This window comes from Arthrobacter sp. TJ-236, assembly GCF_058269235.1.
Genome location: NZ_JBZCNI010000001.1, coordinates 1,460,174 through 1,480,978, shown reverse-complemented (window position 1 = coordinate 1,480,978; position 20,805 = coordinate 1,460,174). Strand labels below are relative to the sequence as shown.

Genomic DNA, 20,805 nt, shown 5'->3' with positions numbered 1-20,805 from the left:
TATAGGAGAGAAGTGCCGACCAAGGCCACGGACAAGAAGCACGGCAAGAAACTCGTCATCGTCGAATCTCCCAGCAAGATCAAGAGCATCTCGGGCTACCTCGGCGAGGGTTTCCAGGTCGCAGCGTCCATGGGCCATATCCGGGACCTCCCGCAGCCCTCGGACCTCCCCGCAGAGCTCAAGAAGACCTCCGTCGGCAAGTTCGCCGTGGACCTCGACAAGGACTTCGAGCCGTACTACGTCGTCTCGCCCGAGAAGCGGAAGACCGTCGCCGAACTGAAGGCGGCGCTCAAGGACGCCGACGAGCTCTACCTCGCCACCGATGCGGACCGCGAGGGCGAGGCCATCGCCTGGCACCTCCTGCAGGTCCTGAAGCCGAAGGTCCCGGTCTACCGCCTCACCTTCGGCGAGATCACCAAGGAAGCCGTCACGCGCGCCATGGGTGAACTGCGCGACGTCGATATCCCCATGGTCGACGCCCAGGAGACCCGCCGCATCCTCGACCGCCTCTACGGCTACGAAATCTCGCCCGTCCTGTGGCGGAAGGTGGCGCGAGGTCTGTCCGCAGGGCGGGTCCAGTCCGTCGCCACGCGTCTCGTCGTCGAACGCGAGCGGGAGCGCATGGCGTTCCGCACGGCGTCCTACTGGGACCTGACGGGCACCTTCACGCCCGAGGACAGCAGCAAGGGCAGCGCGTTCCCCGCGAAGCTCGTGGCCGTGGACGGCAGCCGGATCGCGACCGGCAAGGACTTCTCCGACCGCGGTGAGCTGAAGGCTGCCAACGCCGTTCGCCTCGACGAGGAGAGCGCACGCTCGCTCGCCACGGGGCTGAAGAGCGCGCAGTTCACCGTCCGCTCGCTCGAGACGAAGCCCTACACGCGTCGTCCGGCCGCGCCGTTCACGACGTCGACCCTCCAGCAGGAGGCGGCCCGCAAGCTGCGCTTCAGCTCGAAGGTCACCATGCAGGTGGCCCAGCGCCTGTACGAGAACGGGTACATCACCTACATGCGTACCGATTCCTCGTCGCTCTCGGACCAGGCGATCAACGCAGCACGTCGGCAGGCGTCGGAGCTCTACGGGCCGGAGTACGTCCCGGAGTCACGGCGCGTGTACAAGGGCAAGGCCAAGAATGCGCAGGAGGCCCACGAGGCCATTCGCCCCGCCGGCGACTCCTTCCGCACGCCCGCCCAGGTGGCACAGGGACTCCGGGGTGACGAGTTCCGCCTGTACGAGTTGATCTGGAAGCGCACCGTCGCCTCGCAGATGGCCGATGCCAAGGGTTCGACGGCGTCGTTGCGCCTGGGCGCGAGAAGCGCGGACGGCAGGGATGCGGAGTTCTCGGCGTCGGGCACCGTCATCACCTTCCGCGGCTTCATGGCCGCCTACGAGGAGGGCCGCGACGCCGATCGGAACGAGGACGGCACCGACGACGACGCTCAGGGCACGCGCCTGCCCAACGTCGCAAAGGGTGACGCGCTGGGTGCGAAGGCCATCGAGGCCGTGGGGCACGAGACCTCGCCGCCGCCGCGCTATACGGAGGCATCGCTGGTCAAGGTGCTCGACGAGCGCGGTATCGGCCGCCCGTCCACGTACGCCGCGACGATGTCCACCATCATGGACCGCGGCTATGTCACGTCACGGGGTCAGGCCCTCGTGCCGAGCTGGATCGCCTTCTCGGTGGTGCGCCTTCTGGAGGAGCACTTCAACGACTACGTGGACTACGACTTCACGGCGGAGCTCGAGGAGGACCTCGACCGCATCTCGCGAGGCGAGACCGGCCGCGTCGAGTGGTTGAACAGCTTCTACTACGGCGACCGCAAGGGCACCGGGCTCCACACGATCGTGAACGATCTCGGCGAGATCGACGCCCGCCGCATCAACTCGGTGGAGATCGCCGAAGGCATCACCCTGCGGGTGGGCAAGTTCGGCCCGTACCTCGAGAAGCCGCTGCCCGCCGACGCACCGGAGGGCACCGAGCCGCAGCGCGCGAACGTCCCCGATGATCTCGCGCCGGACGAGCTGACGGCCGAGAAGGCCATCGAGCTCATGAACGCACCGACGTCGCAGGAGCGCGAGCTCGGTCAGGACCCGGAGACGGGACGCACCATCGTGGCCCGCGACGGCCGGTACGGCCCCTACGTGATCGAATTGATCCCCGAGGTGACGGCGGAGGACCTCGCGAACCAGCCGGTCGAGTACTACAAGAACGGCAAGCCGAAGCCGCCCAAGAAGCCCGCGAAGGTCAAGCCCCGCACGGGTTCCCTGTTCGCGTCCATGTCCGTGGACACCGTGACGCTCGAGGAAGCCCTCAAGCTCATGAACCTGCCGCGCGTCCTCGGGACGGACGAGGAGGGTAAGGAGATCACGGTCCAGAACGGCCGCTTCGGCCCGTACCTGAAGAAGGGCAGCGATTCGCGGTCCATCGGCTCCGAGGAGGAGATCTTCACGATCACCCTCGAGCAGGCCCTCGAGATGTACAAGCAGCCCAAGCAGCGCGGTGGTAGGACCGTCACGCCGCCGCTGGCCGAGCTCGGCGACGACCCCGTGAGCGAGAAGCCGATCGTGGTGAAGGACGGCCGCTTCGGCCCCTACGTCACCGACGGCATAACGAACATCACGGTGCCCGGCTCCATGGCGATCGAGGAGCTGACTCTGGAGCAGGCGATCGACATGCTCGCCGAGAAGCGCGCGAAGGGGCCGGCGCCGAAGAAGACCACGCGCCGGGCGCCGGCGAAGCGCAAGGTCGCGGCGGGCAAGTAGCCCCCCCACGCACGCGAGGAGCGGGCAGCATGACGAACAAGGTCTCGACGGGCGCGGTCCGGAAGGTGGTGGGTAGATGCGGTTAGGTGTGCTCGACATCGGTTCGAACACCGTGCACCTGCTTCTGGTGGACGCTCACCCGGGCGGACGGCCGGTGCCGTTTGCCTCGCACAAGAAGCCCCTGCAACTCGTCGCGTACCTGGACGAGGACGGCAGCATCTCGCGTAAGGGCCAGGACGAGCTGGTGGGCTTCGTGCGTGAGGCGCGTGCGTTCGCCGCGGGCCACGACGCCGAGGACTTCCTCGCCTTCTGCACCTCGGCGATCCGCGAGGCACGGAACGGCCGCGAGGTCCTCGCTCGTGTGCGCGCCGAGACCGGCGTGGACCTCCAGGAGCTCTCCGGCGACCAGGAGGCGGCGGTGACCTTCCAGGCCGTGCGCCGCTGGTACGGGTGGGGCGCCCATTCCATCCTCAACCTCGACATCGGCGGCGGTTCCTTCGAGATGGCCATGGGAACCGACGAGCTCCCCGAGGTGGCGCTGTCCGTACCGCTGGGTGCCGGCCGGCTCACGCGCGACTGGCTGCAGGGCGATCCGCCGTCGGCCAAGAGCGTGAAGGCCCTCCGGCGCTACATCCGCGAGACGCTGGAGGAGGCCGTGCCGCGCTTCGCCCCGCTGGGCAGGCCGCACCTCGTCGCCGGGACCTCCAAGACGTTCCGTTCGCTCGCGCGGATCGCCGGAGCGGCACCCTCGGCCGCTGGGCCGTTCGTCCGGCGCGAGCTGCGCCTCGAGGACCTGCGCCTCTGGACCAAGCGCCTCAGTGCGATGAGCATCGACGACCGCACGAGCCTCGACGGCGTCTCCGAAACGCGCGCCCCGCAGGTGCTCGCGGGTGCCCTCGTGGCGGAGTGCGCGCTGGAGCTCTTCGACGTGCCCGGCATGGACATCTGCCCGTGGGCACTGCGCGAAGGGCTGCTCCTGCGCCGTTTCGACGCGAAGATGTTCGACGCCGACGAACCGCTCCCGGGTGCCGGTGTGGGGCACGCACAGCTCGATGCGACACGCCGGACGCCCGTGATCGGCGGCGTCTGACGTGGCCGCTCCCATGCCCGCCGTTCCCGCAATTCCCGTGGCCCTCTCCAGCGCGTCCGTCTACCCGCTCTCCGTGGTGGACGCCTTCTCGCTGGCGCAGGACCTCGGGTACGACGGCGTGGAGGTGATGGTCACCAACAACTCGGTGAGCCAGGACCCCTCGCAACTGAACGTCCTCGCGGAGCGGTTCGAGCTCCCCATCCTCGCCATCCACGCGCCGACGCTCCTGCTCACCCAGCAGGTGTGGGGGCGGGCCTGGACGAAGATCGAGATGTCCGCCGCGATGGCCGCCGAGGTGGGGGCGTCCACGGTGGTGACGCACCCCCCGTTCCGCTGGCAGACCGGGTATGCGGAGGTGTTCCCCGAGGGGATCGCACGGATCGCTGCCGAGTACGGCGTGGAGATCGCCGTCGAGAACATGTACCCGTGGAAGGTCCGGGGCCGCGAGGCGAAGGCGTACCTGCCGCACTGGAATCCCGTCCCCGAGCCCTACGAGCGCATCACCTGGGACTTCTCCCACGCGGCGATCGCCGGCATGGACTCCTACGAGGAGATCAAGGCGCTCGGCAGCAGGCTGGCGCACGTGCACCTGACCGACGGCACGCCGAACGGCAAGGACGAGCACCTGCTGCCCGGTCAGGGTACGCAGCGGTGCGCAGAGGCGCTCGCACACCTCGCGGACTCGCAGTGGAAGGGCGTCGTCGCGGTCGAGGTGAGCACACGCCGTGCGCGCGGTGCGGGGGAGCGCGAGGAGTGGCTGGCGGAGACGCTGCGCTTCGCCAGGTCCAACCTCGGTCAGCTGTAGCGAGGACCCGGGCGTACCCGGCGTCCTCGTGAAGTGCCGTTAACGAAGGATGGCGCCGGTGGCCTGTGCAGATGTTGGGGGGATCATCTGCTGCCACCGACGCCGGACCGGATCAGGAATTCCGGTCCTCATCACTCGCACCTCGTTGAGGTAGTACCAACACTAGGACGCCACGTTGGGCGGCAACGGCGAGGATGCTGGGAGTAGTCTGTGAGACCCTCGTGGCAGGATATCAGCATGACCGACGCGACGCCGCGCATCGCCTTCCTGGGCTGCGGATCCATGAACGAAGCCATCCTCGCCGGGCTCCTCGCGGCCGGGCTCGATCCCCGACGCGTGGTGGCCACGGTTCGCCGGAGCGAGCGGGCGGCGGAGCTCCGTGAGCGCCACGGCGTGACCGCCCTCGCCACCGCGGAGGACGACGGCGCGAACCGCGCGGCGGTGCGCGGCGCGGACGTCGTCGTGCTGGGGGTGAAGCCTGTCGGCACCGTACCGCTCGCCCGCGAGATCGCCGGATCCCTCGAGACCTCGGCCGTGGTGCTCTCCGTGGCTGCGGCCGTAACCATCGAGATGCTCGAGCGAGCCCTCCCCGACGGCCAGGCCGTCATCCGCTCGATGCCGAACACACCCTCGCGGGTGGGCCGTGGAGTGCTCTCCGTCTCGCCGGGAACCTCGGCAGGTCCCGACCAGGTGCAGCTCGCACGCGACCTGCTGGGCTCCGCCGGCACGGTCGTCGAGATCCCGGAGGACCAGGTGGACGCGCTCTCGGCCGTGAGCGGATCGGGACCCGCCTACGCGTTCTACCTCGCCGAGGCGATGGCGGCCGCGGGGGTGGAGCTCGGTCTCGACGCGGACCTGTCCGCGCTGATCGCGCGCGAGACCGTGGCCGGCGCGGGCTTCATGCTGGCCGAGGACGGGGCGGACGCCGCGGCACTGCGACGCGCCGTCACGAGCCCCAACGGCACCACGCAGAGCGCCATCGAGACGTTCGAGCGGCTCGGGCTCGCGCGGACCGTCACCGACGGCGCGCGCGCCGCCACGGCCCGTGCTGCGGAGATCACACGGGAACTCTCGGGCCCGGCGTCGCCCTGACGGGTGTCCGCGCCCAGAGGGCCAGCAGTGCCACCGGGAGCAGGACGCCGAGCGAGGTGAAGATCCGGAGCGCGAGGGGACCCTCGCCGGACACGGTGCCGGTGAACGTGAGGGTGATCGTGATGGAGGAGAACATCATCACCGGCACCATGGCGGCCACGATCACACGCCCCGCGGTCCGGCGTGCACCGGCGGTGCGGCCCGCAGCCACCAGGCCCACGGGGATCAGCAGCGCCACCCACACCCAGTGGTGGAACCACGAGATCGGGGAGATGGCGAGCATCACCACGGCGTTCGCGGTCACCGCGCGGAGGGGGTCGCCGTCGTCGTCCGCCCGCCTGACCGCGACGTAGCCGACCGCGATCACGAGGAGGCATGCGACGAGCCAGGCGGGGCGCTGCAGTGCCTCGGGCAGACCGGACTGCGTGGCGATGGAATTGAGCGACACGTTGTAGAGGTCCGCCGTGGCTCCCACGCGCGACGAGTCGAAGAGCGCCTTCAGCCAGAAGATCGCGGACTCCCGGGGCGCCAGCAGCCACCCGACGGCCACGGTGCCCGCGAAGGATGCCGCCATCCACGCCAGGGACCGCCAGTCACGCCGGGCCAGGAACACGAGCCCGAACGCGAGCGGCGTGAGCTTGATCCCTGCGGCCAGGCCGATCAGTACCCCGGAGGGCAGGCGGGTGGATCGCAGGACGTCCGCGAGCACCAGCACCATCAGGAGCGCGTTGATCTGCCCGAACCCCAGCCCCTCCCGCCAGGGGCCGCTGATCCCGATGAGCAGCATCGCGGCCAGGAGTGCAGCCGGCGTGAACCAGTCGGGGCGGGCTCCACGGGTCGCGGCGCCGACGTACCGCACCACGACGGCGGCCACCCCGAGGAGGCAGAGGCAGGTGAGTGCTGTAACGACCACCAGGGCTGCGGCCTCCGGCACCAGCGCGAGGGGGACGAGGAGGAGCGCCGCGAACGGCGGGTACGTGAACGGCAGGCCGCGCGTGTCCGTGGTGATCAGGGCGTCGTCGTACAGCTGTGTGTCCCCGGCGCGGCCGAGCAGCGCGAGCGCGCCCTCCCGGTACACGCGGAGGTCGAGTCCGTGGATCTGGGCAGCGAGCACGACGACGGCGAGCACGAGGGCGCCGCCGATCAGGACGGCAGCACGCCCGCCGACGCGTCGGAGCATCTAGGGCCGGCCGGCGAAGCGCTCGAGCAGGTCCACGTGCCCGGACACGATCAGCATGTCGCGCCCCGAGACCTTGGTGTCCGCGCGGGCGTACGTGAAGTCCTCGCCCGGCGACTTCACGCCGACCACCGTGACGCCGTACTTCGAGCGGACGGAGGACTCCGCGAGGGTGAAACCCTGCGTCTCCTTCGGCGGGTACATCTTGACGATCGCGAAGCCGTCGTCGAACTCGATGAAGTCCAGCATGCGGCCACCGACCAGATGGGCGGCCCGCTGCCCCGCGTCCGCCTCGGGGTAGATCACGTGGTTCGCACCGATGCGCTTGAGGATCTTGCCGTGCGAGGGCGTGATGGCCTTGACCCAGAGGTGGTCGATACCGAGATCCACGAGGTTCGCGGCGATCAGCACGCTCGACTCGATCGAGGTACCCACCCCCACGACGGCGGCGGAGAACTCCTGCGCGCCGAGCTGGCGGAGCGAGTCGATGTTGGTGGCGTCCGCCTCCACGACGTGCGTGAGGATGCTCGCGAACTTCTGCACGAGCTGGGGGTCACGTTCGATCGCGAGGACCTCACGGCCCTGCTTGACGAGCTGTTCGGCGGTCGCGGCCCCGAACCGGCCGAGGCCGATCACGAGGACGGGGGCGTTGTGGGCGGGTCTCTCAGCCAATGATCGGCCTCTCGTCGGGGTAGCGGTAGAGCGTGCTGCGCTGCCTCAGCGCGAGTGCCGAGGCGAGGGTGATGGTACCCATGCGCCCTGCGAACATCAGGGCGGACAGGACGTACTTGCCGGCGGGCGGCAGTTCCGCGCTCAGGTTGGTGCTGAGGCCGCACGTCGCGAAGGCGGAGATGACCTCGAAGACCACCTTGTCGAGGGGTTCGTCGGTCATGCTGAGGATCAGCGCGCTGCCGATCAGCACGAGCGTGGCGCCCATGAAGATCACGGAGATGGCCACGCGCATGGCGCCGGAAGGGATGGTGCGCCCCCAGGCCCGGACGTCGTTGTCACCGCGCGCCTCGGCCACGATGGCGAGGAACATGACGGCTATGGTGGTGACCTTGATACCACCCGCCGTGGAGGCCGAGCCACCCCCGGCGAACATCAGGGCGTCCGTCAGGAGCATGGTGGTGGTGTTCATGGCGTTCTGATCCACGAGGTTGAAGCCGCCGGAACGCGTCATGACCGAGGCGAAGAGGGCGTGGATGGTCTTGTCCACGACTCCGAGGTTCCCGACGGTGCGGTCGTTCTCCCACTCGAGGAATCCCCACGCGAACGTGCCCGCGACCAGGAGGATGAGCGAGACGAAGACCGTGAGTTTCGCGTGCAGGGTCCACTTCGAGAAGCGGTGGCGCACCTGCACGAGCACCATGATCACGGGGAACCCGAGGCTGCCGAGGAAGACGCCGACCATGAGCGGCGTGAGGATCCAGAGATCGGTCTCGTACGGCACCAGGCCGTCGGTGTGGGGTGTGAAGCCTGCGTTGTTGAAGGCGGAGATGGAGTAGAAGACGCCGTGCCACACCGCCTGCCAGATCGGCTCCCCGAGGATGATGAAGCGGGGGATGAGCACGAGCGCGAGGACCACCTCGATGACCACGGACGTGGTGATGACGATCCGCAGGAGCGTGCCGATCTCGCCGAGGCGGCTCGCGTTGTTCAGGGCCTCCTGCGCCAGCAGCTTGCCGCGTACACCGAGCCGCTTGCTCACGATCAGCGCGAGGAGGGAGGCGAGCGTCAGCGTACCGAGGCCGCCGATGAAGATGCCGAGGAGGATCACCACCTGCCCGAAGAAGGACCAGTGGGTGGCGGTGGACACCACCGTGAGGCCCGTGACGCACACGGCCGAGACCGCCGTGAAGAAGGCGTCGTGCAGGGCCGTCACCTCACCCGTGCTCGAGGACATCGGGAGGCTGAGCAGGGCCGTGAAGAGAAGGATCACCGCGGTGAAGATGAACAGGGCCAGCCGGGCGGGGGAGCTGTTGGCGAAGGAGTCGACGAAGTCGCGGACCGAGGCCAGTAACCCGAAGTACCTGTTCCGATCGTCCTTCAGCCAGCGTGGCTGTTGACTAACCATTGACGTCCGCTCTGCCCCGAGTGCCGGTTCCATGTGCGCAGTGTTCCTGCAGTAGTAAAGCATCCCACCGATGCCCGTCGTCGGACGATCCGGCATCGCGTACCCTTGCCTTGATGTCAACGCGCGCCGGGTCGGCTCCACCTCTCCAGGTCGTCTGGAACAGCTCCATGCTGGCCTACGACTTCGGCGGTCAGCACCCCATGAACCCCGAGCGCCTTCACCTCACGGCGCGTCTCGCCCGCGACTGCGGGCTCTTGGACCTCGACGGCGTCACCGTCGCCTCGCCCGAGGTCGCGTCCGACGACGAGCTGGCCTCCGTGCACGACACCGCGTACATCGCGGCGGTCCGCGACGCCAGCGGCAACCCCGACCGCCCGGACGCCGCCTTCGGCCTCGGCACCGAGGACAACCCGGTGTTCGCCGGCATGCACGAGGCCAGTGCCCGCCTCGCGGGTGGCTCCCTAGGCGCGGCGGAGGCCCTCATGGACGGCACCGCCGTGCGTGCCGTCAACTTCGGCGGCGGTATGCACCACGCGTCCCGAGCGCGGGCCAGTGGCTTCTGCATCTACAACGACGCCGCCGCGTCCATTCAGCGGCTCCTCGACCGCGGTGCCGAGCGTGTCCTCTACATCGACGTCGATGCACACCACGGCGACGGCACCGAGAGCATCTTCTGGGACGACCGCCGTGTCATGACCATCTCGCTGCACGAGACCGGGATGAGCCTGTTCCCGGGCACAGGCTTCGCCGCGGAGACGGGCGGGCCGGGCGCCGAGGGGTACGCCGTCAACGTCGCTCTTCCCACCACCGCGGGCGACGCGGCCCTCCTCCGGGCGTTCCATGCCGTCGTGCCGCAGCTCGCCGCCGCCTTCGTCCCCGACGTGATCGTCAGCCAGCACGGCTGCGACTCGCACCGCGAGGACCCGCTCACCAACCTCCGCGTGAGCGTGGACGCGCAGCATGCCCTGATGGTCGGCGTACGGGATCTCGCGGACGCGCTCTGCGACGGGCGGTGGATCTCGACGGGCGGCGGTGGGTACGCCCTCGCCAGCGTGGTCCCGAGGTCCTGGGCGCTGCTCGTCGCCGTGGCCGCGAACTCCGCCATCGGGCCCGCGACCCCCGTGCCCGCAGCGTGGCGGGACTACGTGCTGGAACGGCACGGCCTGGACACCCCGCGGCTCATGGGCGACGGCGCGGACACCTGGTGGCGGTCGTGGGACATCGGCTACGACCCGAGCGACGACCTCGACCGTACGGTGATGGCCACCCGGAAATCCGTGTTCCCCCTGCACGGGCTCGATCCCTGGTTCGACTGAGCCGCGTCCGCCGCAGAACACCGGGCGGGGAAGCGCGCGCAGGATGCCTCACGGCGTATATATCGCTAGGGTGGGCGGATGGGAATCGATGATGTCTTCGCCGTCATCGCCGAGGGCACGCGGAGGCAGATCCTCGAGACGCTGCGCGAGGGTGACAGGGCGGTGGGGGAGCTCGTCATCGAGCTGCAGGTCAGCCAGCCGACGGTGTCCAAGCACCTGAAGGTCCTTCGCGAGGCCGGTCTCGTGTCGATGCGCGCCCAGGGCCAGAAGCGCTTCTACTCCCTCGAGACCGCACCGCTCGACCACGTCCGGGCCTGGCTCTCCGAGTTCGAGGAGCGCCCCGATCCCACGACGACTGCGGTTCCCGGGAGCGTGGACGGGACCGCCGGTTCACCATCCGCGTCCGCGCCGGCGGAGGTCGGGGAGGCCCCGGTGCCGGGGTCCGTCGTCCTTCCGGTGCCCGACGCGGAGCTGGAGCCGATACCCGACGTGCTCGCGGCAGCGGTGCTCGCCGGGCACGGGCCGACATCCGGCGTCGACGCCCGGCGTCCGATCGGACGGACCATGGGCCGTGCGGCGGAACGTGCCGGGGACCTGATCTCGCAGCTCAGGCGGCGGCGGGATCCGTCCGCCGACCGCTAGCGCGCCGGGCACCCTCGCGGGCGGTAGTCGTGGCCTTTCACTTTGGTCACATCAGCCACTACAGTGAACGCCTAGGCGGATAATCCTGATCATTCAAGGCGACACGCCGATCAGTCGCCCTCGGATGCCCCTTCGAACCGTTCCCGAAGTGGATTCAGGCCTTCATGCAAAGGAATAGTGGTGAGATGGCAGACGGGATTAACTTCTCGGATGTGCAGTTCTTGACGGTCGCGGAGGTCGCGGACCTCATGCGGGTGTCGAAGATGACCGTGTACCGTCTCGTCCACTCGGGCGATCTCCCGGCTGTGCAGTTCGGCAGGTCCTACCGCGTCCCCGAGTCGGCGGTCGAGGAATTCCTGCAGCAGGCGCAAGTGGACGGGCAGTCCGAGAGCGCATGATCGCCGGGCCGTCCGGGCCGTTCACCAAACGGATGTACCCTATTAAGGAGCTTTTGGGCGGGCCACTGCCCGCTCTTCTGTGTACGTCATCCGGGTAGATGCCAGCAGGCATACGCCTCCGTCACCAGTGCTGCTCCGAGGCCACGGCCGCGGGAAGGCCTGGCACCACAACAGTTTGTGAGGACTCTATGGGTTCAGTAATCAAGAAGCGCCGCAAGCGCATGGCGAAGAAGAAGCACCGCAAGCTGCTTCGCAAGACCCGTCACCAGCGCCGCAACAAGAAGTAGCAGCGCCCGGCTCACTGCCGCAGTGACCCGCACGGCCCGGACTCCCGCTTCATGGCGAGGATGCCGGGCCGTCGTCGTTCCACCGGAGCCGCCAGGCGAGGGACGGTCAGTGCGCCCTGAACCTCGAGAACCCCCGCCACAGGCCGTACACGGACCCTGCCACGGTCGCGACCCGCAGGCCGAGCGTGGCCGCGCGCCGGCCGCTGCGGAAGTCGTAGACGGGCCAGTTGTTGGCGCGGGCATGACGCCGGAGGCGGCTGTCGGGGTTGATCGCCACCGGGTGGCCCACCACGCTGAGCAGGGGGATGTCGTTGTAGGAATCGCTGTAGCCCCAGGAGCGTGCGAGGTCGAGGTGCTCCTTCTCGGCCAGGGCCAGCACCGCGGCCGCTTTCGCGGGTCCGTGCAGGAAGTCACCGACCAGCTGTCCCGTGTACAGGCCGTCCGCGACCTCCCCGACCGTCCCGAGCGCGCCCGTGAGCCCCAAACGGCTCGAGATCACCGCGGCCACCTCCACGGGCGTGCCGGTCACGAGCCACACCTGCCGGTTCGAGGAGAGGTGCTGCTCGGCGAGGGCCCGCGCGCCGGGCCAGATCTTGGAGGCGATCATCTCGTCGTAGACCTCCTCGCCCAGCGCGAGGATGTCCTCGTGGGCGATCCCGATCGCGAAGGCCAGCGCCGCGTCCCGCACCGAGTTCACGTCCGTCATCGTCTCGCCGCGCATGATGAAGCGCAGCTGCTTCCAGGCGAGCCCCGCCGCGAATCGCAGGGTGAACGCCTTGCGCTGGTACATCTTCCGGGCCACGTGGAACAGGCTCGCACCGCGCATGAGCGTGTTGTCGACGTCGAAGAACGCGGCCTCCCCGGTCGAGGACGGCTGCGGACGCTCTGTGGAGGGTCCGAGACCCCGGCTGGCATCCGGCATGCTCCGAGTCTAGCGATGCTGTTCGCACCGCCCGCGTGCGGCCAGGCGCTCCGCAGTACGGTGGACCCCATGGACCCCATGGATCCCCTGGACCCCACCGAGCCCACGGACCCCGTCGAGCGCGAACCCGGATCGGTCGGCGCCGGCGTGGTCCTCCTGACCCGCGCCCAGTGCCACCTGTGCGACGCCGCGCGGGACGTCGTCGCCCGCGTCACCGCCGACCTCGGCCATGACTGGCGTGAGGTGACCGTGGCGGAGGAGCCGGAGCTCGGGGCGCGGTTCGCGGAGGAGCTGCCGGTGCTGTTCATCGATGGCGTGCAGCGCGACTTCTGGTCCATCGACGAGGCGAGACTCCGCCGCCTGCTCGCGCCTCCCCGCTGACGCCGGCACGTCGTCAGGGTGACGCTCGGCGCCCGCCTCTCCCGACGATGCCCGTCGGTCACCAGCCCCTCGAACGCTCCGTGACCGCCTGGCTTGGAGGGCCCCGTGGTGCCCGCATACAGTGGGGTTACTTCCGCCCCCGACGCCGCGGGACCGGACACGCGCACACCGCCAGGTGCGGCGGTGCTACCAACGGAGCCGATGACTGTGACACTGCCGGACATGCCAGGCCTGCACCCCGTCCCGGACGCGGCGCGCCAGATCCCTCCGGCGTCGGTGGCCCGACTCACCATCTACCTCCGGGCCCTCACCACGCTGCTGGCGGACGGGATCGAGAGGGTCTCCTCCGAGGAGTTGGCCGATGCCGCCGGCGTGAACTCCCCGATGCTGCGGAAGGACCTCTCCTACCTCGGCTCCTACGGCACGCGTGGCGTGGGGTATGACGTGCAGTACCTCAGCCGCCAGGTGTCCACGGCCCTCGGCCTGACCCTCGACTGGCGGGTGGCGATCATCGGGGCCGGCAACCTCGGTCGCGCCCTCGCGGGCTACTCGGGTTTCGTGTCCCGCGGCTTCGAGATCGTTGCGCTCCTCGACGCCGACCAGATGGTCATCGGGTCCGAGGTCGGGTTCCTCAGGGTCGGCGCGGTGGACGACCTCGAGGGGATCCTCGGGCGCACGCGCGCCAACATGGCGGTGCTGTCCGTCCCCGGGGCGGTGGCGCAGGAGCTCTGCGATCGCCTCGTCGCTGCCGGTATCTCCAGCATCCTCAGCTTCGCTCCCGTGGTGCTGCAGGTGCCGCCACATGTCCAGGTGCGGAAGGTGGACATGTCCACCGAGCTGCAGATCCTGGCCTATCACGCACAGAGGGCGCAGGAGACGGATCTCGATCCGATCTCCCGCGCCCAGTAGCGCGTCCCAGCCGTTTCAGGTTCGGGGATCAGTACCCGAGCTGCCGTGGCGCGAAGTACGGGCGGGCCGGCTTCAGGTAGGTCATGACGACGCCGGCAACCCCGAGGAGCGTCGTGATCGTGCTCAGGGCGACGGACAGCCCGGACGTGGACTGCGTGCCGCTTGCCGCTGCCATGTCGTTGAGGAAGGGCAGGCTGACGAGCGAAAGCAGGGTACCGGCGAGGTTCAAGCCGGCGAGGACGGTTGCCGTGATGCGCGCCCAGTTGTGACCCTTCCGGATGAAGACGGCGAGTACAACGTAGATGGCGGTCACGATGACGGCGAAGGCGATGGTCAGGCCGGCGAAAGCAGACCCGCCGACCTCGATGGTTGATGACGCGATGAGCGTCGAGAACGTCGTGGCGATCAGGTAGAGGGCACCGGCGGCGAGGATCAGGTAGTAGGCCCGCATGACCTCCTTGGGTGCCGGCCCCTTGTCGGCCGGAGCACCCGCGTGGGTTCCCCCACCCTGGGTGGGGTAGGCGTAGCCCGAGGGCTGGGCCGCCTGGTAGCCGTGGTTCCCCTGGTTCGGCTGCCCGGCCCCGCTGTCCTTGCCTCCGGGCGCGCTCCAGCCCGGTCCGTTCGGGTTGTCCTGTGGCGTGCTCATTGCGGCGTCCTCCGTCGTGATGTCTGCTGCTGCCCGCCGCCGGTGCCCCCATCGGACGTTCCCTGCGCGGTGCACTGGTGATCGATCACCATCACCCTAGTTCGTCGCCTTCGAGCCGCACCAGAGCGGCGCCCACCCTCGGCAGCGGCGATCGGTGAGGGAGGGGCTCACATGGTGAAGCGCCAGGAACGACGACGGCCGGCGTCGTCCGTGGGGACGACGCCGGCCGGCGGCGGATGCCTCGCTGTCCGGGAAGCGGATGCGCGGGGCGTGTCCGACGCTCAGGTCGGACGGAGGGATCAGACGGTGGCGGGAGCCGGAGCCACGAAGGCGGCCTCGATGGTGATGGTCACCTTGTCGCCGACGAGCACGCCACCGGCTTCGAGGGCGGCGTTCCAGGTCAGGCCGAAGTCCTTGCGGGAGATGGTCGTCGACGCGGAGACACCGGCGCGGGTTGCACCGAAGGGATCCACGGCCACGCCGTTGAACTCGGCGTCGAGCACCACGGACTTCGTGATGCCGCGGATGGTCAGGTCACCGGTGATGGTGTAGGTCTCGCCCGAGCCGGCGTGCGAGGTGGAGACGAAGGTCATGTCGGGGAACTGCTCGACGTCGAAGAAGTCGGCGCCCTTGACGTGTCCGTCGCGGTTCTCGTCACCGGAGGTGAAGGAGGCGGTCTTGATGGTGGCCCTGATGGTCGAGTCCTCGAGCGAGGAGCCGACGGTCAGCGACGCATCGACGTCCTTGAAGGAGCCGCGCACCTTGCTGATACCGGCGTGACGGACGCTGAAACCGACCTCGCTGTGTGCGGGGTCGAAGGACCAGGTGCCGGAAGTGAGGCCTGAGGGAACGGTCATGGTGATCTCCTGGGAAGTGTGTGGGTAGGTACGCACTACAAAAGCATGCGTATGCATGTTTTATTCCGAGGGGGCGCTCGGCGTCCAGCGCGCCGCGACACACTCCTTCACGGAGGAGGCCGGGCTGCCCACCCATCCGCGATTGGCCGAGGTGCGTGCGGATGCGGGAAACTGGACCCATGCAGCGATCAACCGTGCACCTGGTGCGCCATGGAGAGGTCCACAACCCGGACGGAGTCCTCTACGGACGGCTCCCGGAGTTCCACCTCTCGGACCTCGGCCGCCGGATGGCGTCACAGGTCGCGGAGCACTTCGCCCGACAGCAGGCCGACGGCGCGGCGATCGTGCACCTCGTCGCCTCGCCACTGACGCGGGCCCAGGAGACCGCGCAGCCCGTCGCCGATGCCCTGGGCCTCGAGATCGAGACGGACGATCGCATCATCGAGGCGGAGAACCGCTTCGAGGGCATGTCGCGGATCAAGAGCAGGTTGCGGCAGCCGCGCTACTGGCCACTGCTCGTCAACCCCTTCCGTCCGTCGTGGGGCGAGCCGTACACCCTCCAGGCCGATCGCGTCCTGGCCGGCGTGCACGACGCACGGCTGCGCGCCCTTGCGCTGGCGGGGAGCGACGCCGAGCGCCCGCCCGAGGCCATCATGGTGAGCCATCAGCTGCCCATCTGGGTCACGAGGCTCGCGGCGGAGCAGCGGCGCCTCTGGCACGACCCGCGCCAGCGTGAGTGCACCCTGACGTCGGTCACGTCGCTCGATTTCGACGGCGACGTCGTCCGGCGTGTCCGCTACGCCGAGCCGTGCGCCGATCTGCTGCCCGGTGCCGCGAATGTCCCCGGGGCGTAATAGAATTACTACACGTCGTAGAAATGAACGGAAGAAGCTGTGACCACCATCTCCCGCCGCCAGGGCAACCGCCGTACAGGAGTGCTCCGGGTGCTCCTCGGCGTCGTCGTTCCGGTGTCACTCGCGCTCACCGCCTGCACGGCCGATGATCCGCTGGCGCAGCAGGCAGCAGCGGGTGACGGCAAGAACTACATCGCCGGTGACGGCTCGGTGACGGAGTACGCCGCGAGCGAGCGCGGGGAGCCCGTGGCGATCGAGGGGGCACTCTTCGACGGCACCGAGGTCTCCAGCGCCGACTGGGACGGCCAGGTGACCGTGCTCAACTTCTGGTACGCGTCCTGCGCGCCCTGCCGCGAGGAGGCACCGGACCTCGTCTCCCTGCACGAGGAGTACGCACCGCAGGGTGCCGCCTTCTACGGCGTCAACATCCGCGACGAGCAGGCCACCGCCGAGGCCTTCGAGCGCAGCTTCGCCATCCCGTACAAGAGCTTCGCCGACAAGAACGGCGGGGTGCTGCTGGACATGACCCAGTACGTGCCTCCCACGGCTGTTCCCACCACGATCGTGCTCGACCGCGAGGGCCGCGTCTCGGCGCGCATCCTCGGGCTCGCGGACCGCAGCACGCTGGACGCTCTGATCAGCGATGCGCTCGAGAGCTGACGCGCCGCTGCGGCGCCGACCATGACGGGCTCCCTCAGCGCGTCGGTTCCCCTCGTGGCCGGGAACGCCTTCGCCGACACCGTGCTGAACGGGTCCATGCTGCTCGCGCTGCCCGTCGCACTGCTCGCCGGACTGGTCTCCTTCGCCTCCCCGTGCGTACTCCCGCTCGTGCCGGGGTACCTCGGGTACGTCACGGGGCTCACCGGGGTGGATCTCGAGAAGCAGAGGCGCGGGCGGATGGTCGCCGGTATCGGGCTCTTCGTGCTCGGGTTTTCCGTGGTCTTCATGGCCTACGGCACGTTGTTCGGTCAGTTGGGAGCCTTCCTGACGGTCTCGCAGGGCTGGCTGATCCAGGTCTTCGGTGTGGTGGTGATCCTCCTCGGCGTGGTCTTCATGGGTGGCCTCTCCTGGTTCCAGCGTGAGAGCCGCGTCCACGCCCGTGTACCCGCGGGGCTCCTCGGGGCGCCGCTGCTCGGGGTGACGTTCGGCCTCGGGTGGGCACCGTGCATCGGCCCCACCCTCGGAGCGGTGCAGCTCCTCGCGATCTCCGGCGACGACGCCACGGCGCTGAAAGGCGCGGTGCTGACGTTCGTGTACTGCCTGGGCCTCGGCCTGCCGTTCCTCCTCGTGGCCCTCGGTGTGCGGCGGGGCATGGGGGCCATGGCATTCTTCCGGCGGCACCGGCTGCTGCTGCAGCGCGCGGGCGGCGGCCTCCTGGTGCTGGTCGGCGTCCTGATGGTCACCGGTGTCTGGAACCTCTGGGTGACCCGGCTGCAGGACCTGGTGATCGGGAACGTGGTGCTGCCGATCTGACGGGCAGCAGTGAACGGGACCGCGAACGGCGGCTCGGGCGTTGAGAGGATGACGCCCCCGCAGGGCCGCGAACGACGACGAACGACGACGAACGATGACAGTGACGGAAGAGGAACGGTGAAGCAGGACCTCACGCAGGACCGACGGACCGACGGTGCAGGACGCCCCGGGTCCGACGTCGTGCTGCCCACACTCGGCTTCGTGGGTACCCTGCGGTGGGCGTGGACGCAGTTGACGAGCATGCGGACGGCGCTGTTCCTGCTGCTGCTCCTCGCCGTCGCCGCGGTGCCGGGTTCGCTGTTCCCGCAGCGTCCCGCGAACCCCGCGGTGGTCACCCAGTACCTCCAGGACAACCCTGACACCGGCCCCGTCCTCGATGCGTTCCAGCTCTTCGACGTCTACTCCTCCGTCTGGTTCTCCTCCATCTACCTTCTGCTCTTCGTCTCGCTCATCGGCTGCGTGATCCCGCGGGCGATCGCGCACTCGAAGGCCGTCCGGTCGACGCCGCCGCGCACGCCCAAGCGGCTCTCCCGGCTGCCGGTCTACGGCACGCTCGAGGTGCCGGCGCACCAGGTGCGCGCAGCCGGGCTCACGCCGTCGTCCGCCGCCCAGGAGGCCGCGGTGATGCTGCGCAAGCGCGGCTACCGCGTGGACGTGCGCGACGCCGCCACCGACCGCCCGTCCATCGGTGCGGAGCGCGGCCTGTCGAAGGAACTCGGCAACCTCGTGTTCCACACGTCGCTGATCGGCGTGCTCATCTCCGTCGCCGTCGGCGGCCTGTTCGGGTACAACGGGCAGAAGGTGATCGTCGAGGGCGACAGCTTCGTGAACACGCTGATCGGCTACGACAGCTTCAGCCCGGGCTCCAACTTCTCGGACGACCAGCTCGAGCCCTACTCGATCAGGCTCGACTCCTTCGACGTCCGCTTCGACCGCGAGCAGCAGAGCAGCTACGGGCAGCCGCTCGACTTCACCGCGAACCTCACCACCCAGGACGGGCCGGGGGAGCCCGAAACCTCGGAGGTGCTGAAGGTCAACGCGCCCCTGACCATCGGCGGCACCAACGTGTACCTCGTCGGCAACGGGTACGCGCCCGTGGTGACGGTGCGCGACGGCGAGGGCAACATCGCCTCGGAAGGTCCCGTGGTGTCCGTCCCCTCGGACGGCATGTACACGTCGCTGATGGTCGTCAAGGCGCCCGATGCCCAGCCGGACCAGCTCGGATTCGTGGGGTTCTTCCTGCCCACGGCCTTCGTGGACGAGGAGGGCGTCTCCTTCTCGCGGGACCCGGACCCCTTCAACCCGCAGCTCAACCTGAACTCCTACTACGGCGACCTCGGGCTCGACGACGGCACCCCCGAGAACGTGTACGTCCTCGACACGGAGAACCTGACCGAGCTCAACAGCAGGAACAACGACGACGGCGGGATCGTGCTCGGCGTCGGCCAGACCTACGACCTCCCCGAGGGGAAGGGTTCCATCACGTTCGACGGCCTGCGGCGCTACGTGGCCCTCGACATCCACCACGATCCCGGGGAGATCGGCGCGCTGGTCTTCTCGACCCTCGCCCTGCTGGGACTCACGGCGTCGCTCTTCATCGGACGCCGCAGGCTCTGGGTGCGGACAGGCGAGCACCCCGACGGCCGCCTCATGGTGGAGTACGGGCTCCTGGCGCGCGGCGAGGACCACAGGTTACCCGCCGAGGGTGCCGCGGTGCGCAAGCTGCTCGCGGACCGCTGGTTGGTGCAGGGCGCCGCAGCGGAGGACGATGGTAAGCAGGACGTCGGCGCAGGACCTGCCTCCGGCACGCGGCAGACACATCTCAACTCGAAGGACAACTGATGCCAGTACCAGTCAACGAAGAGCTCGGACAAGTCAGTGAGCTCTTCATGCTCCTGGCGTCCATCGCCTACGTGGTGGCCCTGATCTTCTTCGTGCTCGATCTCGTGCGGTCCAGCTCGACCATCGGTTCGCTCGAGAGCCGCCTGGCGAGCGAGAAGGCGGCGCCCGTCCTCGCAGGAGTGGGAGCACGCGGCAATGCCGGAGCGTCCGTCACTGCGCCCGCAGCCCCCGTCACGGCCGACGACTCCATGGACTACGGGTCCGGCGAACGTCGCGGGATCGCGCGCGTCGCCGTCTCGCTGACGGTGCTCGCCGCCGTCATCCATGGTGCCGCAGTGGTGACCCGCGGCCTCGCCGCGCACCGCGTGCCGTGGGGCAACATGTACGAGTTCTGCACCACCGGCGCCTTCTTCGTCGCCGTCATCTTCCTCGTCGCCCTCACGCGGAAGGACCTCCGCTTCATCGGGTCCTTCGTGATCGGCCTCGTGGTCATCATGCTGTGTGCCGCCACCGTCGGCTTCCCCACGCCCGTGGCGCGCCTGATCCCGGCCCTGCAGAGCTACTGGCTCGTGGTGCACGTCTCGATCGCCGTGGCGTCATCGGCACTGTTCACGATCACCTTCGCGATGTCCGTGCTGCAGCTCCTGCAGACCAACCGCGAGGCGAAGCTGCTCGCGGGCAAGGCGGACGGCGCCAAATTCCTCCGGCTCGTACCCTCCGCTCTCAGCCTCGAGAACCTCTCCTACCGCCTGAATGCCGTGGCCTTCGTGGGCTGGACCTTCACGCTCATGGCAGGTGCCATCTGGGCCGAGCAGGCCTGGGGACGCTACTGGGGCTGGGACACCAAGGAGGTCTGGACGTTCGTGATCTGGACCGTCTACGCGGGCTACCTCCACGCCCGTGCGACGCGCGGCTGGACCGGTACGAGGGCGGCCTGGCTGTCGATCGTCGGCTACCTCTGCATCGTCTTCAACTTCACGATCGTCAACATCTACTTCGCGGGACTGCACAGCTACGCGGGCTGAGCACCACGTGAACGGCCACGAGGCCCCGCAGCAATCATCGCTGCGGGGCCTTTCGCATGTGATGGGCCTGAGGAACAAGGAGGGTCTTGACCTCCTGAACAGCGGACCAGTCCTTGACCTCCGGTCCGAGAACCGTGTACGAGTCAGCCTGGACGCATGGCCCGGACTGGTCCGCATCTGGCCGATGCGTCAGGACCAACTCCCCGAAGCACGCAAAGCCCTCGATGACGCCGCGCACTTCCTGCTCGAAGC

At 69.0% G+C, this 20,805-nt stretch carries 21 protein-coding genes; 15 read left to right on the top strand and 6 right to left on the bottom strand.

The features are described from left to right. The first annotated feature begins 12 nt into the window (after positions 1 to 12). The 4 genes from topA (at position 13) to proC (ending at position 5,747) form a co-directional block, all read left to right on the top strand. A complete protein-coding gene (gene topA / locus AC4D16_RS06980; protein WP_490948112.1) occupies positions 13 to 2,760 on the top strand; it encodes a type I DNA topoisomerase in 2,748 nt (915 codons plus the stop codon). 76 nt (positions 2,761 to 2,836) lie between these two features. Continuing rightward, positions 2,837 to 3,850 carry a Ppx/GppA phosphatase family protein gene (locus AC4D16_RS06975; protein WP_490948113.1) on the top strand — a complete coding sequence of 338 codons (1,014 nt, stop codon included), beginning with the start codon at positions 2,837 to 2,839 and terminating at the stop codon, positions 3,848 to 3,850. A gap of 13 nt (positions 3,851 to 3,863) precedes the next feature. After that, positions 3,864 to 4,655, top strand: coding sequence for a sugar phosphate isomerase/epimerase family protein (locus AC4D16_RS06970; protein ID WP_490948114.1), 792 nt, complete (start codon positions 3,864 to 3,866; stop codon positions 4,653 to 4,655). Positions 4,656 to 4,892: 237 nt separating this feature from the next. Continuing rightward, entirely contained in the window at positions 4,893 to 5,747 is an 855-nt protein-coding gene (proC, locus tag AC4D16_RS06965) for a pyrroline-5-carboxylate reductase (RefSeq protein ID WP_490954403.1), read from the top strand. Here proC and AC4D16_RS06960 read toward each other — a convergent pair. Genes AC4D16_RS06960 through AC4D16_RS06950 form a run of 3 tightly spaced genes read right to left on the bottom strand, consistent with a single transcriptional unit; the run spans position 5,713 to position 9,001 of the window. Beyond that, positions 5,713 to 6,927 carry a glycosyltransferase 87 family protein gene (locus AC4D16_RS06960; protein WP_490954402.1) on the bottom strand — a complete coding sequence of 405 codons (1,215 nt, stop codon included), beginning with the start codon at positions 6,925 to 6,927 and terminating at the stop codon, positions 5,713 to 5,715. The genes proC and AC4D16_RS06960 overlap by 35 nt on opposite strands. Further along, positions 6,928 to 7,596 (bottom strand): potassium channel family protein, encoded by a 669-nt coding sequence (locus AC4D16_RS06955; protein ID WP_490948116.1) that lies wholly within the window; start codon positions 7,594 to 7,596, stop codon positions 6,928 to 6,930. It abuts the gene before it with no gap. Beyond that, on the bottom strand, positions 7,589 to 9,001 hold the full coding sequence (locus AC4D16_RS06950) for a TrkH family potassium uptake protein (protein ID WP_490948117.1): 1,413 nt from the start codon (positions 8,999 to 9,001) through the stop codon (positions 7,589 to 7,591). The genes AC4D16_RS06955 and AC4D16_RS06950 overlap by 8 nt, the downstream gene beginning before the upstream one ends. 113 nt (positions 9,002 to 9,114) lie before the next feature. Here AC4D16_RS06950 and AC4D16_RS06945 point away from each other — a divergent pair, with 113 nt between their 5' ends. The 4 genes from AC4D16_RS06945 (at position 9,115) to AC4D16_RS06930 (ending at position 11,644) form a co-directional block, all read left to right on the top strand. Then, positions 9,115 to 10,317, top strand: a complete 1,203-nt coding sequence (locus tag AC4D16_RS06945; RefSeq protein WP_490948118.1) for an acetoin utilization protein AcuC — start codon at positions 9,115 to 9,117, stop codon at positions 10,315 to 10,317. A gap of 78 nt (positions 10,318 to 10,395) precedes the next feature. After that, positions 10,396 to 10,959: an ArsR/SmtB family transcription factor gene (locus tag AC4D16_RS06940; protein WP_490954401.1), complete on the top strand. Its 564-nt coding sequence runs from the start codon at positions 10,396 to 10,398 to the stop codon at positions 10,957 to 10,959. A gap of 185 nt (positions 10,960 to 11,144) precedes the next feature. Next, on the top strand, positions 11,145 to 11,357 hold the full coding sequence (locus AC4D16_RS06935; RefSeq protein ID WP_490948120.1) for a helix-turn-helix domain-containing protein: 213 nt from the start codon (positions 11,145 to 11,147) through the stop codon (positions 11,355 to 11,357). Positions 11,358 to 11,545: 188 nt separating this feature from the next. Then, the gene (locus AC4D16_RS06930) at positions 11,546 to 11,644 is read left to right on the top strand and encodes a 30S ribosomal protein bS22 (protein ID WP_003792170.1); all 99 of its coding nucleotides are present in this window, start codon (positions 11,546 to 11,548) and stop codon (positions 11,642 to 11,644) included. Between the two features lie 106 nt (positions 11,645 to 11,750). Here the strand turns inward: AC4D16_RS06930 and AC4D16_RS06925 are convergent, their stop codons facing one another. After that, a complete protein-coding gene (locus AC4D16_RS06925; RefSeq protein WP_490954400.1) occupies positions 11,751 to 12,566 on the bottom strand; it encodes an HAD family hydrolase in 816 nt (271 codons plus the stop codon). Between the two features lie 15 nt (positions 12,567 to 12,581). Here AC4D16_RS06925 and AC4D16_RS06920 point away from each other — a divergent pair, with 15 nt between their 5' ends. Both AC4D16_RS06920 and AC4D16_RS06915 read left to right on the top strand, forming a co-directional pair. After that, complete coding sequence (locus AC4D16_RS06920; RefSeq protein WP_490954399.1) at positions 12,582 to 12,947, top strand: glutaredoxin family protein; 366 nt, start codon at positions 12,582 to 12,584, stop codon at positions 12,945 to 12,947. Between the two features lie 222 nt (positions 12,948 to 13,169). Further along, positions 13,170 to 13,856 carry a redox-sensing transcriptional repressor Rex gene (locus AC4D16_RS06915; RefSeq protein ID WP_490954398.1) on the top strand — a complete coding sequence of 229 codons (687 nt, stop codon included), beginning with the start codon at positions 13,170 to 13,172 and terminating at the stop codon, positions 13,854 to 13,856. 28 nt (positions 13,857 to 13,884) lie between these two features. On the opposite strand, the gene AC4D16_RS06910 is transcribed toward AC4D16_RS06915, so the two are convergent. Continuing rightward, on the bottom strand, positions 13,885 to 14,502 hold the full coding sequence (locus AC4D16_RS06910) for a hypothetical protein (protein ID WP_490954397.1): 618 nt from the start codon (positions 14,500 to 14,502) through the stop codon (positions 13,885 to 13,887). Positions 14,503 to 14,801: 299 nt separating this feature from the next. Then, on the bottom strand, positions 14,802 to 15,359 hold the full coding sequence (locus AC4D16_RS06905; protein ID WP_490954396.1) for a YceI family protein: 558 nt from the start codon (positions 15,357 to 15,359) through the stop codon (positions 14,802 to 14,804). Positions 15,360 to 15,538: 179 nt separating this feature from the next. On the opposite strand from AC4D16_RS06905, the gene AC4D16_RS06900 reads away from it, so the two are divergent. The 5 genes from AC4D16_RS06900 (at position 15,539) to ccsB (ending at position 20,553) form a co-directional block, all read left to right on the top strand. Next, positions 15,539 to 16,213, top strand: a complete 675-nt coding sequence (locus AC4D16_RS06900) for a histidine phosphatase family protein (RefSeq protein ID WP_490948126.1) — start codon at positions 15,539 to 15,541, stop codon at positions 16,211 to 16,213. A gap of 39 nt (positions 16,214 to 16,252) precedes the next feature. Continuing rightward, positions 16,253 to 16,873, top strand: coding sequence for a TlpA family protein disulfide reductase (locus tag AC4D16_RS06895; RefSeq protein ID WP_490948127.1), 621 nt, complete (start codon positions 16,253 to 16,255; stop codon positions 16,871 to 16,873). A gap of 21 nt (positions 16,874 to 16,894) precedes the next feature. Next, positions 16,895 to 17,686, top strand: a complete 792-nt coding sequence (locus AC4D16_RS06890) for a cytochrome c biogenesis CcdA family protein (protein ID WP_490954395.1) — start codon at positions 16,895 to 16,897, stop codon at positions 17,684 to 17,686. A 117-nt stretch (positions 17,687 to 17,803) separates the two neighbouring features. Further along, entirely contained in the window at positions 17,804 to 19,528 is a 1,725-nt protein-coding gene (resB, locus tag AC4D16_RS06885) for a cytochrome c biogenesis protein ResB (RefSeq protein WP_490954394.1), read from the top strand. Then, positions 19,528 to 20,553, top strand: coding sequence for a c-type cytochrome biogenesis protein CcsB (ccsB, locus tag AC4D16_RS06880; protein ID WP_490948130.1), 1,026 nt, complete (start codon positions 19,528 to 19,530; stop codon positions 20,551 to 20,553). The genes resB and ccsB overlap by 1 nt, the downstream gene beginning before the upstream one ends. The last annotated feature ends 252 nt before the right edge of the window (positions 20,554 to 20,805 follow it).

Excerpts from the sequence above, each read along its gene's own strand:
- AC4D16_RS06975 (WP_490948113.1), top strand. The coding sequence starts at position 2,837 with ATGCGGTTAGGTGTGCTCGACATCGGTTCGAACACCGTGCACCTGCTT.
- AC4D16_RS06970 (WP_490948114.1), top strand. The coding sequence starts at position 3,864 with ATGCCCGCCGTTCCCGCAATTCCCGTGGCCCTCTCCAGCGCGTCCGTC.
- proC (WP_490954403.1), top strand. The coding sequence starts at position 4,893 with ATGACCGACGCGACGCCGCGCATCGCCTTCCTGGGCTGCGGATCCATG.
- AC4D16_RS06960 (WP_490954402.1), bottom strand. The coding sequence starts at position 6,927 with ATGCTCCGACGCGTCGGCGGGCGTGCTGCCGTCCTGATCGGCGGCGCC.
- AC4D16_RS06950 (WP_490948117.1), bottom strand. The coding sequence starts at position 9,001 with ATGGTTAGTCAACAGCCACGCTGGCTGAAGGACGATCGGAACAGGTAC.
- AC4D16_RS06945 (WP_490948118.1), top strand. The coding sequence starts at position 9,115 with ATGTCAACGCGCGCCGGGTCGGCTCCACCTCTCCAGGTCGTCTGGAAC.
- AC4D16_RS06940 (WP_490954401.1), top strand. The coding sequence starts at position 10,396 with ATGGGAATCGATGATGTCTTCGCCGTCATCGCCGAGGGCACGCGGAGG.
- AC4D16_RS06935 (WP_490948120.1), top strand. The coding sequence starts at position 11,145 with ATGGCAGACGGGATTAACTTCTCGGATGTGCAGTTCTTGACGGTCGCG.
- AC4D16_RS06930 (WP_003792170.1), top strand. The coding sequence starts at position 11,546 with ATGGGTTCAGTAATCAAGAAGCGCCGCAAGCGCATGGCGAAGAAGAAG.
- AC4D16_RS06925 (WP_490954400.1), bottom strand. The coding sequence starts at position 12,566 with ATGCCGGATGCCAGCCGGGGTCTCGGACCCTCCACAGAGCGTCCGCAG.
- AC4D16_RS06920 (WP_490954399.1), top strand. The coding sequence starts at position 12,582 with ATGCTGTTCGCACCGCCCGCGTGCGGCCAGGCGCTCCGCAGTACGGTG.
- AC4D16_RS06915 (WP_490954398.1), top strand. The coding sequence starts at position 13,170 with ATGCCAGGCCTGCACCCCGTCCCGGACGCGGCGCGCCAGATCCCTCCG.
- AC4D16_RS06910 (WP_490954397.1), bottom strand. The coding sequence starts at position 14,502 with ATGAGCACGCCACAGGACAACCCGAACGGACCGGGCTGGAGCGCGCCC.
- AC4D16_RS06905 (WP_490954396.1), bottom strand. The coding sequence starts at position 15,359 with ATGACCGTTCCCTCAGGCCTCACTTCCGGCACCTGGTCCTTCGACCCC.
- AC4D16_RS06900 (WP_490948126.1), top strand. The coding sequence starts at position 15,539 with ATGCAGCGATCAACCGTGCACCTGGTGCGCCATGGAGAGGTCCACAAC.
- AC4D16_RS06890 (WP_490954395.1), top strand. The coding sequence starts at position 16,895 with ATGACGGGCTCCCTCAGCGCGTCGGTTCCCCTCGTGGCCGGGAACGCC.
- ccsB (WP_490948130.1), top strand. The coding sequence starts at position 19,528 with ATGCCAGTACCAGTCAACGAAGAGCTCGGACAAGTCAGTGAGCTCTTC.